The organism is Chryseobacterium sp. SSA4.19 (assembly GCF_022601875.1).
GTDB lineage: Bacteria > Bacteroidota > Bacteroidia > Flavobacteriales > Weeksellaceae > Chryseobacterium.
Window position 1 is genome coordinate 61,307 of sequence record NZ_JAKVIP010000006.1, and the last position, 14,230, is coordinate 75,536.

The 14,230-nt window shown below is 38.5% G+C and carries 13 protein-coding genes and 1 pseudogene; 7 read left to right on the forward strand and 7 right to left on the reverse strand.

Annotation, left to right across the window (positions count from 1 at the left end; all coding sequences use genetic code 11):
* Window positions 1-155 precede the first annotated feature (155 nt).
* A complete protein-coding gene (locus MKJ01_RS05780; protein WP_241612491.1) occupies window positions 156-2,258 on the reverse strand; it encodes a hypothetical protein in 2,103 nt (700 codons plus the stop codon).
* A 277-nt stretch (window positions 2,259-2,535) separates the two neighbouring features.
* Between MKJ01_RS05780 and rpsO the strand changes: the two genes are divergently transcribed.
* The 6 genes from rpsO to MKJ01_RS05810 all read left to right on the forward strand — a co-directional run bounded on the left by rpsO (window position 2,536) and on the right by MKJ01_RS05810 (window position 8,861).
* On the forward strand, window positions 2,536-2,805 hold the full coding sequence (gene rpsO, locus MKJ01_RS05785) for a 30S ribosomal protein S15 (RefSeq protein WP_027386233.1): 270 nt from the start codon (window positions 2,536-2,538) through the stop codon (window positions 2,803-2,805).
* 284 nt (window positions 2,806-3,089) lie between these two features.
* Window positions 3,090-5,384, forward strand: coding sequence for a polyribonucleotide nucleotidyltransferase (locus MKJ01_RS05790; protein WP_241612494.1), 2,295 nt, complete (start codon window positions 3,090-3,092; stop codon window positions 5,382-5,384).
* 106 nt (window positions 5,385-5,490) lie between these two features.
* A complete protein-coding gene (locus MKJ01_RS05795) occupies window positions 5,491-6,219 on the forward strand; it encodes a WG repeat-containing protein (RefSeq protein ID WP_241612496.1) in 729 nt (242 codons plus the stop codon).
* Between the two features lie 46 nt (window positions 6,220-6,265).
* Complete coding sequence (locus tag MKJ01_RS05800) at window positions 6,266-7,525, forward strand: PQQ-binding-like beta-propeller repeat protein (RefSeq protein WP_241612498.1); 1,260 nt, start codon at window positions 6,266-6,268, stop codon at window positions 7,523-7,525.
* A complete protein-coding gene (locus tag MKJ01_RS05805; protein WP_241612500.1) occupies window positions 7,515-7,874 on the forward strand; it encodes a hypothetical protein in 360 nt (119 codons plus the stop codon). Before MKJ01_RS05800 ends, MKJ01_RS05805 begins: the two co-directional genes overlap by 11 nt.
* Window positions 7,875-8,426: 552 nt before the next feature.
* Window positions 8,427-8,861, forward strand: a complete 435-nt coding sequence (locus MKJ01_RS05810) for a cold shock domain-containing protein (protein WP_241612502.1) — start codon at window positions 8,427-8,429, stop codon at window positions 8,859-8,861.
* A 51-nt stretch (window positions 8,862-8,912) separates the two neighbouring features.
* On the opposite strand, the gene MKJ01_RS05815 is transcribed toward MKJ01_RS05810, so the two are convergent.
* The 5 genes from MKJ01_RS05815 to MKJ01_RS05835 form a co-directional block, all read right to left on the reverse strand.
* Entirely contained in the window at window positions 8,913-9,980 is a 1,068-nt protein-coding gene (locus MKJ01_RS05815; RefSeq protein ID WP_241612505.1) for a nucleotidyltransferase domain-containing protein, read from the reverse strand.
* A gap of 277 nt (window positions 9,981-10,257) precedes the next feature.
* Window positions 10,258-11,016 (reverse strand): tRNA(His) guanylyltransferase Thg1 family protein, encoded by a 759-nt coding sequence (locus MKJ01_RS05820; protein ID WP_241612508.1) that lies wholly within the window; start codon window positions 11,014-11,016, stop codon window positions 10,258-10,260.
* The gene (locus MKJ01_RS05825) at window positions 11,006-11,440 is read right to left on the reverse strand and encodes a hypothetical protein (protein WP_241612510.1); all 435 of its coding nucleotides are present in this window, start codon (window positions 11,438-11,440) and stop codon (window positions 11,006-11,008) included. The genes MKJ01_RS05820 and MKJ01_RS05825 overlap by 11 nt, the downstream gene beginning before the upstream one ends.
* Before the next feature lie 4 nt (window positions 11,441-11,444).
* Window positions 11,445-12,176 carry an ATP-grasp domain-containing protein gene (locus MKJ01_RS05830; RefSeq protein WP_241612512.1) on the reverse strand — a complete coding sequence of 244 codons (732 nt, stop codon included), beginning with the start codon at window positions 12,174-12,176 and terminating at the stop codon, window positions 11,445-11,447.
* A gap of 18 nt (window positions 12,177-12,194) precedes the next feature.
* Window positions 12,195-12,944: a nucleotidyltransferase domain-containing protein gene (locus tag MKJ01_RS05835; protein WP_241612514.1), complete on the reverse strand. Its 750-nt coding sequence runs from the start codon at window positions 12,942-12,944 to the stop codon at window positions 12,195-12,197.
* Between the two features lie 484 nt (window positions 12,945-13,428).
* Here MKJ01_RS05835 and MKJ01_RS05840 point away from each other — a divergent pair, with 484 nt between their 5' ends.
* A complete protein-coding gene (locus MKJ01_RS05840; RefSeq protein ID WP_241612515.1) occupies window positions 13,429-13,962 on the forward strand; it encodes a transposase family protein in 534 nt (177 codons plus the stop codon).
* Window positions 13,963-13,972: 10 nt separating this feature from the next.
* Here MKJ01_RS05840 and MKJ01_RS05845 read toward each other — a convergent pair.
* Window positions 13,973-14,209 (reverse strand): annotated as a pseudogene (locus MKJ01_RS05845) (transposase); the annotation flags it as partial.
* Between the last annotated feature and the right edge of the window lie 21 nt (window positions 14,210-14,230).

Consider the following 14,230-nt stretch of genomic DNA (forward strand, 5'->3'; position numbering starts at 1 on the left):
GCCTTTTAACCTGAAAAAAATATTTTTTTAAGAAATAATTAACATTTTTTTCTATCAATTTTGATTTATGAAATCGATAATGTTTTCAAAGCCCAGATTTAATAAAACAGCAACCTGAAAACAAGTTGCTGTAAATAATGTAAAGGTTCTGGAACTTACCAAACCAACGGTTCCGATTCTTTTGGAAATACATACCGTTTTTTATCTTCAACCGACATATTGGTGATTAAGTAAGGGTCAACACGGCCTGTTGTATTCTCCTCCGGTATGGCGGGCATATCTTTTCTGAATTTTAAAACAATTACCTGTCCTGAATGGGTCCCTACCAAAAGCTCTGTACGGTCTGCAGAAAAATCCATACTCGTTACCGTGCCTCCGATGTGAATATAAACCGGAGCATTAGTATGAGCCCATTTTACCCAAATATAACCGTCATTACAGCCGAGAAAAAATCCGATTCCGGAATCAAGCATGCTGAAGATCCACTTTTGATCGTCTAAAACATAAATCGATTCGCTGTCAAGATCCCATCCCGAAGCGCGGAGTCCTTCAATTTCATCTACAAAAGCAACAAGAGATCCGCTCTGGTTAAAGTGGCAGGAGCCTAAAGCCAGCAGAGGGCCAACTTCGTTTCTGTAATTAAAACAGGCAATATTGGGATAGGATGAGCGGGGTTCTATGGTCGCGGTCTGCTGGTACTTGCCGTCTTTCAAAACCAAAACAATATGCGAGCTGTCCTGTGAGCCGACGGCAATGTATTTACCGTCAGGTGAAACAGCTGCGTGAGGATAGTCGAGATATTCATAATCAGGTGCTTTAGGCTTTTCTTCTTCCTCTTCTTCATCTTTCACACCGAGAATTTTTTTGGCAAAGTCAACCGCTTCTGTAAGATGTTTGTGCTCGTCCAGGAAACTCCAGATTTGGAAATCGTGAAGATCAAGAAGTTTTTCCAGGTTTTCTTCAGTAGCAGATGCTGAAGTTTCCTGATTAATTTGAGAAGCGGAAAAAGCATTAAAGTAAAGCAATCTCATCAGGTCTTCCTTGTGGTTTTCGGCAATTTTACTGGTCAAAGCTTTTTCGGATTCTTTTAAAAGATTATTCCAGTCTTTGTTTTCAAACATATGATCAAGAACCGACATCTGCTGTACAAGTTCTGAAGCTTCAGCATTGCTGATATAAGGTTCCTGAACCTCCCGGCCCTCCTTATCATAATAATATTCTTCCACGCAGTAGCCACCCTTAATGACCTGAACCGTTTCGTAAACATTTTCTCCTGCATTTCTGTAAGGATACTGTTCCATGGTCGGGTTGTCACTTTTGTACCAGCTGATTTTTCCGCTGGGCTGGCCATTTACATATACGCCTTTTCTTGAGGGGGTTCCGTCGGGATGAAAGCGGGTAAATGAAAAAACGTTTTCGTCTTCACCATGAAATTCAGTCTCGCAGCACAGGTGTCCGTTGGGAGCGAGCCACCATCTCCACTTACCGACATTGTTCCCCCTGGCATTTTTTTCACCGAGTTCCCATTCGTTTTCACCGGCATTCCATTTTGCTTCGGCAGGAACGGTCTCAGGTTTCTCCGGTCCGTCGCTGTTGTCTGTATCATCGTCATAGCCTATAATCCCTCCGTGAATGAGTTCGAAACCATTTTCGTTGATCAGGAATATTCCGAAGTGCGTGACGAGAATCACACTGTTTCCGTCGGGAAGAACCTCCACGCCCTCATACATCAGATACTGAAGTTGGGTATGATTCGGAAGAGAAAACGTCCGGATGATCTTTCCATCCCAGCCTTCATGTACATCGATCCGGGTTTCATAGACTTTTGCGAAATATTTTTTGTCATGGCTGAATCCGAATCCGAACAAATCTTCGATTAAAGAAATGTGGCCATCATTGATTACATAAACTCCATCGTCTTCCCGGCAATCTCCAAATTTTACGGCAATTCTTTCATCCGGCAGAAAGGCTACCTTACGTATCTCTTCCCATCGGTTTTCTTCGTAAAGAACGTCTTTCAGGGGATCGTTGTCAGGCGGGAATAATTCTCTGAACTCATTATATTTGCCTGCCGCATTATATTCTGCCAGTTTTTCCAGTACAAATTCAGCCATATCTTTACGCGTTTCTTCCGGACACGGTTCCGGAGGCTGCTCATTTTTAAGATACAGGGTATCAATCCAGTTGTTAATGGCTGATTTTGTTTCTTTTCCTTCGTTAATCCATCTTTCTGAAGCTTTTTTAATTTCCTCGTTCATATTCATATTTTAAATGTTTGTGCTTGTCTGGTTCAGATAATGACCGTTTTTAAATTTCTTTTTTAGCAATCTGATTCTTTAATAATATAAAACTACTAAAATTATTTTTTTGTGGTAGCCGCTTACAGCTGAAATATATCATTGCATGTTTTGTTAAAGGTCTTTATTAAATGACATTTTTAGAGTTGTATTGGTAAATTTCAAATTACTTTTTGCCGAATCAATAAATAGTTGTACTTTTGCAGCCGTTACATAATAATCATTAAACAATATTGGAATGTACTTAACAACAGAAAAAAAAGCAGAAATTTTCGCAAAACATGGAAAATCTGCACAAGACACAGGGACTGCTGAAGGACAGGTAGCTCTATTTACTTTCAGAATTAACCACTTATCTCAGCATTTAAAGGCTAATCGTCATGATTTCAACACGGAGAGATCTTTGGTGAAACTTGTAGGTAAAAGAAAAAGTTTATTAGATTATCTTAAGAAAAAAGATATTACAAGATACAGAGCAATTATTGCTGAACTTGGTTTAAGAAAATAATCTACAAAGATTTTAAAATAAAGCAATCCCGAAAGAGATTGCTTTTTTTATATCCTGAAAATGAAGCGGAGTTGGTTTTACAAATAAGTGAAAAATCCAGGCCGTATAATTATGATTTAAATCCTTAATTTTTTACTGAAAAGACAGCCGGCTGAGTCTTTTGATATGGATTTTGATGCGGAGAAATGCTTTTATCCAAATAATTACATTAAATTTGCAGACGATAATTTAGACGAAATATAAATATTAAAGCGCTCAATACGGAGTGCAACACAAAACAATTTATGAGTGTACCTCAAGCAATTACAGAGCTGATTACTCTTGCAGACGGCAGAGAAATCACAATTGAAACAGGAAAATTAGCAAAGCAGGCTGACGGATCTGTTGTCGTTAAAATGGGTGGAACCATGCTTTTAGCAACGGTTGTAGCCAACAAAGAAGCCAACCCAGGTGTAGATTTTTTACCCTTAACGGTAGATTACAGAGAAAAATTCTACGCAGGTGGTAAAATACCGGGAAATTTCTTCAGAAGAGAAGCCAGACCGTCAGACCAGGAAATCCTGACCATGCGTTTGGTAGACCGGGTGCTACGACCGTTATTCCCTGATGATTTCCATGCGGAAGTTCAAGTGATGATTTCATTAATTTCTTATGACGGACAGTCGATTCCTGATGATTTGGCAGGTCTTGCCGCTTCTTCAGCGATTGCAATTACCGATATTCCTTTCAACGGACCAATGTCTGAAGTAAGGGTTGTAAGAATCAACGGTGAACTTTCCATCAATCCTAACTATGCGGACCTTAAAGATTCCGACCTTGATATTATGGTAGGAGCGACAAAGGATTCTATCGTGATGGTAGAAGGTGAGATGAAAGAAATTACCGAAGCAGAAATGCTTGAAGCCATCCAGTTTGCCCATGCAGAGATCAAAAAGCAGGTGGAAGCGCAGGAAAGACTTGCTGAGAAAGTAGGAAAGTCTTTCCCTAAAAGAGAATACAGCCACGAAAACCACGATGAAGCCATCCGTGAAAAAGTGTGGAAAGAAACATACGATAAAGTATATGAAGTAGCGAAAACGCCTTCAGGAAAAGAAGAAAGAGGCGAGAAATTCAAAGCTGTTTTGGCTGAATTTTTAGCGCAGTATGTAGATCATCCTGAAGAACTGGAAAGAGTAACGCCGTTTGCAAAAGTATACTACCACGATGTGGAAAAAGAAGCGATGCGTCAGATGATCATCAACGATAAAATCCGTCTTGACGGACGTGATCCTGAAACCATCAGACCGATCTGGAGCGAAATCGATTATTTACCGGGTGCTCACGGTTCCGCTATCTTTACGAGAGGGGAAACCCAGTCTCTTACTGCTGTAACTTTAGGTTCGGTAAAAGATGCGAACATGGTAGACAGCGTAATGGTGAACTATGACGAAAGGTTCTTCCTTCATTATAACTTCCCGCCGTTCTCTACAGGTGAAGCAAGACCTTTAAGAGGAACTTCAAGGAGAGAAGTAGGGCATGGAAACCTGGCCCAGAGAGCTTTAGCAAACATGATTCCTGAAGAAAACCCATATACGATCCGTATTGTTTCCGATATCCTGGAATCTAACGGTTCTTCTTCTATGGCAACGGTTTGCGCAGGAACATTGGCATTAATGGATGCAGGGATTCAGATTTCAAAACCTGTTTCCGGTATCGCCATGGGATTGGTAACTGATGTGAAGACAGGTAAATTTACCGTACTTTCCGATATTTTGGGAGACGAAGACCATTTAGGTGATATGGACTTTAAAGTAACCGGAACGGCAGACGGAATTACTGCATGCCAGATGGATATTAAAATCCAGGGATTATCGATGGATATTATGGAGAAAGCGCTTTTACAGGCTAAAGACGGAAGACTTCATATTTTAAATAAAATTACGGAAACCATTGCACAGCCAAGAGAAGATGTGAAACCTCACGCTCCGAAAATGGTTATGATGGAAATCCCTAAGGAATTCATCGGTGCTGTAATCGGACCTGGAGGAAAAATTATCCAGCAGATGCAGAAAGATACAGATACCGTAATTGCTATTGAAGAAATCGGTGAAATCGGAAGAATTGAAATTTCCGGTGTAAGCAGGGATAAAATTAATGAAGCGATTGCTAAAATCAACGAAATTACTTTTGTACCGGTAGTAGGAGAAGTATACAATGGTAAAGTGGTGAAGGTAATGGATTTCGGAGCATTTGTAGCGATTGCGAAAGGAACGGAAGGCCTTCTTCATATTTCTGAAATTGAATGGTCACGTTTAGATAAAGTTCCTTATAATGAGGGCGATGAAGTGGAAGTGAAATTTATGGGATATGATGACCGTAAAAAAATGAAGCTTTCCAGAAAAGTACTTTTGCCAAGACCTCCCAGACCGGAAGGAAAACCAAGACAGGAAGGTCAGGGAAGACCTGAAGGACAAAACAGACCTGACAGACCGGCGAGACCTGGAGGGCAAAACAGATCTGAAAGACCTCAGGGTGAAAGAAGACCTGAAGGTGACAAGCCTGCAGGAGATGCAGATCAGAATCCTTCAACTGAAGCTTAAGATAAATTCTTACCTATAAATATAATAGAATCCCCCGAATCTTTCGGGGGATTTTTTATTATCTGAATTTTATACCACATTTTTTTTATCTTTATAAAAAAAGAGTATGAAAGAAATTGCCATCACTTGTCTCATGTCCGTATTCATATCCTGTCAGCAAAAAAACAAGGATGCTGAACCGCAGAAAAAAGAGGAACCGGTAGAAGCTGCAGCCTCAAAAAAGACTGTAACAAATGATTTCGGAAAACAGGTAAAGGGACATTACAGCAAAGCAGATGATGCCTGGATCAGTGAAGACCCTTTTTATGAATCCGCTTATTTTGAGGGCAACGATTACGCAAGTGTCTATCGTCTGACAGACAATCAGGATGAGCCGCATCTGGGCCTTATCAACAAGAAAGGTAAGATTATGGTGGCTACAAAATACTCAGGATTGTCAATTGGCTTTGTCAATGGTTTATGTGAAGTGTCACTGGATAAAAAAGGAATGGTAAATGATAAAGGCCAGGAGATTCTGCCACCTGTGTATGATTGGATAGATCATGCCAAAGATAATCTGTTAGTCATTAATAAAGACGGGAAAAACGGGTTTGCCGATACTTCCGGTAAAGTACTGATACCGCCGAAATATCAGGGCGCTTCTTATGCGGGAGACGGTTTGTTTTTTTATATGAAAGAACCGCAGCGGTGGGGCCTTAGAAATTTCAAGGATGAAATCATTGTTCAGCCTGAATTTACATTCACCTCAGAGTTTGTAAACGGGAAAGTGGTATTGCAGAAGGACGGTGGAGATGAATATGTAGTGTACAGCAGCGGAAAGGTGGTTAAAAAATAAGGTAGTTCTCATTTTGTCAAAAATTAATAATCAATCCAAAAAAAATATGAGAAAAATCCTGGTAACTGCATTATTGACAATTTTAGTAGGCTGTAATTCTTCCGAAAAGGATTCACTTAAAGTCGTGGTGCCGAACGAAACGCTGATTGTTTCCAGCAAAGGGAAATTATTTAATTTTAATCTTGAGACCAAAAAACTGACCTGGCAGTATGTTTCCAAAGAAGATACATTAGGTAACCGCAACCGTTTTACGTATGATACAGAAAAAATTTATATGCCGTTTGAAAGCGGAAGGCTGATCGGTGTCAATATTAATTCCGGAAAGGTGATATGGGACCATAATTTCATAAATCCTTCCTATCGGGCTACGGATAATGCGGGTAACACGGATCCGGATAAAGATTATTCCGACAGGTATTTGGGGCCCATTTTTATGTCAAGACCATTGGTTTCCGGCAATAGGGTATACATTGCATCGGCAGGCAGGCCGGAGACTTTCAAATCTGATTTTTTTGTGGTTGATGCGAAAAACGGCAACGTGATACGGACCAATCCAAATTCGACCAATTACAATTATTTCCAGCCTGTGGAAAATAAAGGAAATATGTACGTTAATTCTGCCGTATTTCTGGACCTCCATTATCAGTCCGGGTCAGACAGGAACGGCATTAATGAGAATGCATCATTTGACCATACGTTATATGTACAGATGCAGACTTCCGGGAATCGTCTGCTGTTTGGTGATAACGAGGGTAGGTTTTATGCCTGCGAGGTTAATAAAGACGGATTTGTCAAAGCCGGGAACAATTCTGACCCGGGCAGCAATTATGCGAAGAATGATCAGTTTTTTGAATGGACCTACCAGTCGGAGAAATATCCGGCCCTGGGAGATGACCAGACCGCTCTGCTCGGTAATCTTTTGATTGTCTGTAAACAATCCGAGAATGAAAGCAAAACAGCACTCATTGCCATTGACTCCAAATCCGGGAAAGAAAAATGGATATTCGAGAGGACAGGCCTTATAAAAACCTGGCATCCCGCCAATCAGAATGAAATTACAGGATACACGAAAGATAAAATATTTGTCGTGGATTCTAAAGGAGCAATTAATTTTGAGGCTCCGATTGATCCTTCTTTATATCCCGTCTCCAATATTGAAATCAATTCGAAAAAACAGCTGTTATACATTTCCGGCAAGGGAATTGTTTCTCTTGACCGGAAAACAAAACAGGCTACCTTACTCATTGCCCATACCTTTTACCCAAGTTCAATCCCTTTAAATCAAATTAAATATTTTGAAAAATAAAATGCTTACCTTTTTCGTGACATTAGCCATGACCCAAGTTGCTTTTGCCCAGACCGTAAACGATGTACCAATAAAAGACATCGATGTTGACTATATCCAGATCATAGGAACAGGACGCTCGTTAAGCACGAAAGTCAATGTGGAAATAGATTTCGGACAGGAAACAAAGTCCATTTCTTTTAAAAACGGCACCAACATTAAAGATGACAGAGGCAGAAATATGAAGTTTAATTCCATGATGGATGCGCTTAATTTTATGTCTGCCAACGGCTTTTCCTTTCAGTTTGCCTATACCATGAATGATGAAAAAGACAAAGCAATTTATTATATTCTGAAGAAGAACAAGTAATGCCCTGATGTTATAGGAATCAATAGATCAGTGACTAAGTAGCCAAGGGACTGTTTAAGTCAGCTGTGAAATAATCTCTCGCAGATTATGGTGATTACGCACATACAAATAAATCTGTTCAATCCGCACGCATGTATAAAATTAAGATTTAAAATCCTATGTAGAATGATAGACTGTATTCTGAACAGACTCTAAACTAAAAAGATCCTAACCAGAGATGGGCTAAGTTTCCTCGCTAATAAATAAATTGAATTTCAATAGTTTGAATACAATATCATTTGCAGGAAAGCATAATTTTTCGTATCTTTGTATACTTATTAAAAGAAATCTCTGTCTTTACTCCTGTGATCGTTGAGAAGATCTTATTTTATTCCGGGTTAATTTTTATTTGCCTTACATAATTTCAGAAGGCACTCACATTGATAAAAGCACTCAGAAACCTTTAATAATATTACTTCCTGAATCTGTATTGAAATGACTGAATGGCATTTTTCCAGATGTTCTCGTAGGCTGTAAAAAACAAATAAATTAGAAATTAATACTAAAAAATATATGGCGGATTCTTTCTCTAAAAAAGAAAATTTCAAGAAAAAAGTTCAAAAAGCAAAAGAAAAGGCTCAGAAACGTGAAGAGCGTAAAACGAGCAACAACAAAGGAAAAGGCCTTGATGACATGTTAATGTACGTAGATGCAAACGGCCAGCTTACTTCAACACCTCCTGATCATGTAGAGAAGATTGAAATAGATCTTGAAAACATCCAGTTGGGTGCTGCTCCGATTGAAGCGGAAGAAATCAGAAAAACAGGAATTGTTACCTTCTTCAGTGAAAAAGGATACGGTTTCATCACGGAAGACAAATCGAAAGAAAATATTTTCTTCCATAGCAACAACTGTACTGAACTCGTAAAGAAAGGTAACAAAGTATCATTTGAAAAAGAGAGATCACCTAAAGGATTTTCTGCGATTGACATTAAATTGGTTAAATAATTTTTACCATCTTAAACAAGCATATACGATAAAGCTCCGGATCCCGGAGCTTTATTTATTTTCATACAGTTCTTGCCGTATTTCTACCAGAAGCTTTGTCGTTTTCTCAAGGTCCGGCATTTCAGGAAGTGTAGAAACCGAATGGTAATGCTCAATCGATCGGATCAGGCCTTCAGCCTTTTTCATGACCTGTTCATACGGCCAGTTTCCGGATTTGATGTTCAGTAATTCATCCCGGTTTTTAACGCGGATGTTTAAAGAATTTGTTTTTAAAATCTCTTCACAGGACTGCAGCAGACGGATGGTATGCATCATATTCTTGCTGTCATAGTTCTGCCCGTGGTTCTGATTGACATTGTAGCGGTCTTCATTCCGCTCCGACACCCATTTCCAGTATTCCCGGTAGTCTTTGCAGTAGGTAGAGTAGGCATCAAGGTTACAGAACAGATACGCCAACGGCTTTTCTTCTTTCGGCACCGATGAAACCGAAACCTGGTTGGCTTCTTCATGCTGCATAATTCCTTTATAGTTCAACTCTCCTGATTCATCATAGAAAAGGGCAAATATTCCTTTGGTATTGTCAATGCTTACCAGGCCGCATTCCTCCTGGACTTTCCCATTTTCTGAAAGCCATTTTTTCAGCGGAACCGATCCTTGCTCCTGCAAAATATAACAAAAATCAAGAATGGATTTCCGTTCCTTGTCAATCGGGTTCAGGATTTTTTTATTGAGCCCTTTTGCTTTTTTGATCTGGGAAATCGCATACCCCGCAAAGGTATCTTTGCATAATTTGGAAAGGAAATCTTCCGGTTTCAGCAGATCCATCAGTGGATGTTTATATTGGATACAGTCTTCCGGACTCGCCAGCACTTCCAGGATATTCGGGTTGTTTTTCTGCAACAGCTCTACAAACCTCCCGATTTCATAATACGTAATATCATTCGTTTCATTGGAAACCTGTGGAACATGGTTCAGTCCGAAGAAATTTTCTTTCGGTACATAATATACACCGCGGATATCGGTATCTGAGTTTTCCGTAGCCAACCCGAAAGCGCGGCTGCCGGAGATGGCTTCGAGGAGGATGAGGTTGCAGGATTTTAAAGATTCTATATTTAACATATTTCCATCATTTTATTATAATGATTTTTGCCGTTTATCTTTTCAAATAACAATTCAAAAGTTTTTAGTGCAACTTCTTTGGATTCATCGGATTTGCTATAACCATTATTTTCAAAAAAGAAATTTACTTTTTTAAGACTATTTGTTTCAATTGAATTTTTTATAAGTGGCGATTTGATTAAGTTTAATTCTTGTTATCATGAGTTGAAGAGTGTTGTCAGATTAATAAATATAAGATGGTTATTTATAAAATAATTACAGCTTCCTGTAATTTCTATTATTCTCTTAAAATCTCTTTCAAAAACCTTCTATAATCTTCCCTTATCTTCAGGTCTCTTTCGACAAACAACTCATTTCTTAAACATTCAACTTTTTCCTGAGTCACAGGATTAAAGCCTGTTTTGCTAATCTCTTTATTATAAATTCCGACGCCACGTTTTTGCCATGACGGAAGTGCATTATAATTAATTCCGTACTGAAAGAGGAGTTCGTTTTTATCAGCCTGTGACAGTTTTTCAATCTTTCCCGTAGCTTGTGCAGCATTAAACCCGTTAATCCTTAACGTCCAGTAACAGTAAGCAGAAAGGGAATTTCGATGGGCATCTTCCTGCCTCCAGCAGAAATAATCCAGCAGCATTTTCTGATTCGGAAAAGCAATAGCCCGGCAGTCGAAAACACAGATTTCCTGAAACTGCAGACTGAAAAAAGCACTTGCTTCCCCTGCGAGAACAGAATTGAGTTTTCTTATTTTTCTGTTAAAAGTACGATTGTCTTTATCAGTTAACAAAGAAATTTCATCACTTTGGGTATAACCGTACAGAACCTTAAAACCGATATTAAAAATATGTTTTGTAGTATCAATCATCACCTGACTGAATTTCTCATCAAAGGGCTTTTCAAGTGAAAGTTTTTCCTTAGTGAGTTTAGTGAATCCTTTTCCGTCCAATCGTACAATAATGAAATTTTCCGGCAGTATGTACTGTTCCGAAAGACTTTCGTTTTTCCGCATTAATGCTTCAATTTCTTCAAATTTCATAACTGCTGATTTCAAATTTGCTATCTATAATTTTCACATTGAATATTGTATCAAAGCCTTCTGTAAATAAAGGTTTTTCCAATTCTTTATATTTTGCTTTTATACCAATTTCATTAATAGAATCCTTTCTGCTTTTATTCCTTTCAAGACAATCCTGAAGATTGTTTTCAAAATAATAACCGATGATTTTATATTGGTTTCTTTGACTAAGATCTATATATTTCCTTCTGCTTTCTATTGTTATGTTGGTATTGTCAATTACCATTTTCGATTGGGTTTCAAAACAGTAATGAAGCAGCTTTCCTTCTTTATTTCGGGTATTTAGCAGATCCATACTGATTCTGATATGCGAATTGAAAAAAAGCTCCTTGTAAAAGGAACTTTTTCCGCTGGCAGGAATCCCTATGAAGATAATCATTTCCATAATCCTAATTTTTAATACAGCTCTCCACAATTACTTCCAGTGCCTTTTTCGCATCGCAGGCATATAAACCCGAACACCATGCGGGATTTGCCTCAATTAAAGCCCAGCCTTTTCCTCTAATGATTCCAAAGTCCAGAACGACAGCCTTAGGCAGCATTTCGGAATATTCTTGTATAAAACGGCTGAAAAAGATGAACATATTTTTTTCTTCGGTTGCGGAAAGCGCGCCGGTATCAAAAGTATTATTTCTCCAATATAGGGAATGTGTTTGTATCTCGTTATTTAGAACGAAACATCGCACTTCAAGTTCCCATTCCACAACCTCTGAAGTAAAGACTGTGATTTCCGGATCCAGTGAATCAAAACCGTTGATGTTCTCAACTTTATCAAAAACTCCGGCTTTAAAACTTTTAAAATCGGAACATTTAATGAAAACATTTTCTTCATTTACAAACTCCTTTAACTGTCCGTAAGAGATTTTTCGTTTTGTAAATTCCTCCGAAATTTTTGACAGCCAGTTGTCGCTGGGTTTTGTTAAGGTCAAACTGCATTGTTCTGCAACAATTTCCGCATAAATATCTTCGCCATAGACTGCAATAACATCTGCCCGGAATTCTTCGGGAATATTCCATTTTGCATTGAAACGGTTCAATTCGTAGTTTGAATTTATAGATGCTTTTTTCAGGACGTTGCTATCTTCCGTGTACATGGGGGAGAGGGCGACTATATTTTTCATAACGTTTATTTACATTTCCTAATTTATTAATATTTCCCTAAAAACCCTCTCCATTTCAACCTTATCTGCATTTCCTCCTTTCAAACCTTTTGCTCTTTCCTCATTATCCAATATTATTGTCTCTAAAAACCCAAACAACTCCCAGTCATTCGGATGGAAATACGATTCTCCTTTGGTAGATTTTAAAGCGATAAGATCTTCTATTTTGGATCTCGTGAAGTCGTCCACCAGGACCAGCAACTCGCTGAACAACACTGGTGGAACGGTTCCTTTTTCCAGTATCCATTTTCCGGTCAGTGCGGTTCTAAGGCAGTAAAAATAAGATTTCAATTTCACCTCGTCATGCCTGCAGGTTTCCAGGTATTTTTTGCTCATGCTCAGGTAGTGGTAAGAGACCGCTATCGGCGAAAAGCATTCATCAGCTAAAGGTTTGAACAGGTCATAAAATTTTTCATTTTTCACATAGACGATCGGCGAGTAGAACCAGCTCAATAAAGCGGCATTTGACTTTAATAACAGGTGGAAGGTCTTTCTCAGATCCCATCCGGAACCGTCCAGGTCATCTTCGGTCATGAATTCTATCGTTTCATCCTTGTCCCATGGCGAAAGGTACCAGTCTTTTTCGTGGCGGTAGATAAAGCGTATATCATAATCGCTGTCCGACGAGGCAAAACCCCATGCCCGGCTTCCGGATTCTACGGCAAGAAGTATTTCTATCTCTCTTTTTTCTTCTGTTTCTTTTAATTTTTCCAGTATTCTCGGTGTCATTGCTTTTGTTTTATGCTACAAAATAAAAGATCGTATGCGCAATCATTTTACGCAGGAACTTTTTCATTTCAAAATTATAAGGTGAAGCAGGAAAGAGTAAATAAAGGCAATGATGTATTGTTTGTATAGAATGGTCGGTAAAATCTGTTGAGGTAACCGCCTTTAAAATGCCGGAAATATATACGCAGATTGAATTTATAAATTTTTATCTTCTGAAAATACATGGTAAAACAATATAATACATAATGAAACCTAATCTTTTATTCGTCAGTATTTGCAAAGTTTGACCTGGTAAAAATAATTCAGACCATTATAAAGCGGCTGAAAACCGGTTGTCAGTGGCGGGAACTTTCTATAAAAGACTATTTCGGGGAAGAAAAAATAAGCTGGCAGAATGTATATTATTATTTCAATAAATAGAGCAGGGACGGCAGCTTGAGGAATATTTGAGTCCATATTCTGAATCGTAACAGGAGATTGCAGGATGTCGTGTGTTCAACTCGATGGGAGCCAGACCCGGTGCAGAATGTGCGGAGAGTCAACGGGGTACCAAAGCAGGAAATCTGCGAAAACCAGCAATATGATTTTTCTTTGCGACAATCGTGGTCAAATGCTTTCGATGGGAAATCCCAGAAGTGGAAATCATCACGATTTATATGAAATAGAAGATATTATGGGCGAGATCATTGAAATTTTGTCTGAAGCGGAAATCTCCCATAAAGGTCTTTTTTTGAATGCAGATTCAGGATTTGACAGTGAAAATTTAAGACAGAAATTAGAAATGGAGGAAATAATGGGAAACATCAAACCTAATCCCAGAAATAGAAAAACAATAGATAATGATTCTTATTTTGATGAAAAGCTGTACGAAAGCAGATTCAAAATAAAACAGACAAATGCATGGTTAGACGACTCCAAAGCTTTAATGATAAAATTTGAAACACTGAATATTACCTGGAAAAGCATACGCTTTTTGGCGTTGACACTATCCCATAATATGTGTAAGTTAAAAAGTTAGGACTTAGATTTTATAATCTGAGCCTTTCTTCAAAAATAAGCATAAATTGGTTGAGAAACAATACCCAATTCTGAATGGGCGTCGACCATTTTTTGGTAGCTTCTTTCAAAGCAAGATAACAGATTTCAGCACAGCATCATCGGTAAGAAAAGACATTTTTTTTTGGTGTATTTTCGGATTTTACCGTTGAGATTTTCGATTAAGTTGGCGTATAAATGATTTTACGGATTTCTAAAGGAAACTCAAAAATACGGTCAATTCGGTGGTG

Excerpts from the sequence above, each read along its gene's own strand:
- MKJ01_RS05780 (WP_241612491.1), bottom strand. The coding sequence starts at position 2,258 with ATGAACGAGGAAATTAAAAAAGCTTCAGAAAGATGGATTAACGAAGGA.
- rpsO (WP_027386233.1), top strand. The coding sequence starts at position 2,536 with ATGTACTTAACAACAGAAAAAAAAGCAGAAATTTTCGCAAAACATGGA.
- MKJ01_RS05790 (WP_241612494.1), top strand. The coding sequence starts at position 3,090 with ATGAGTGTACCTCAAGCAATTACAGAGCTGATTACTCTTGCAGACGGC.
- MKJ01_RS05795 (WP_241612496.1), top strand. The coding sequence starts at position 5,491 with ATGAAAGAAATTGCCATCACTTGTCTCATGTCCGTATTCATATCCTGT.
- MKJ01_RS05800 (WP_241612498.1), top strand. The coding sequence starts at position 6,266 with ATGAGAAAAATCCTGGTAACTGCATTATTGACAATTTTAGTAGGCTGT.
- MKJ01_RS05810 (WP_241612502.1), top strand. The coding sequence starts at position 8,427 with ATGGCGGATTCTTTCTCTAAAAAAGAAAATTTCAAGAAAAAAGTTCAA.
- MKJ01_RS05815 (WP_241612505.1), bottom strand. The coding sequence starts at position 9,980 with ATGTTAAATATAGAATCTTTAAAATCCTGCAACCTCATCCTCCTCGAA.
- MKJ01_RS05820 (WP_241612508.1), bottom strand. The coding sequence starts at position 11,016 with ATGAAATTTGAAGAAATTGAAGCATTAATGCGGAAAAACGAAAGTCTT.
- MKJ01_RS05825 (WP_241612510.1), bottom strand. The coding sequence starts at position 11,440 with ATGGAAATGATTATCTTCATAGGGATTCCTGCCAGCGGAAAAAGTTCC.
- MKJ01_RS05830 (WP_241612512.1), bottom strand. The coding sequence starts at position 12,176 with ATGAAAAATATAGTCGCCCTCTCCCCCATGTACACGGAAGATAGCAAC.
- MKJ01_RS05835 (WP_241612514.1), bottom strand. The coding sequence starts at position 12,944 with ATGACACCGAGAATACTGGAAAAATTAAAAGAAACAGAAGAAAAAAGA.
- MKJ01_RS05840 (WP_241612515.1), top strand. The coding sequence starts at position 13,429 with ATGTCGTGTGTTCAACTCGATGGGAGCCAGACCCGGTGCAGAATGTGC.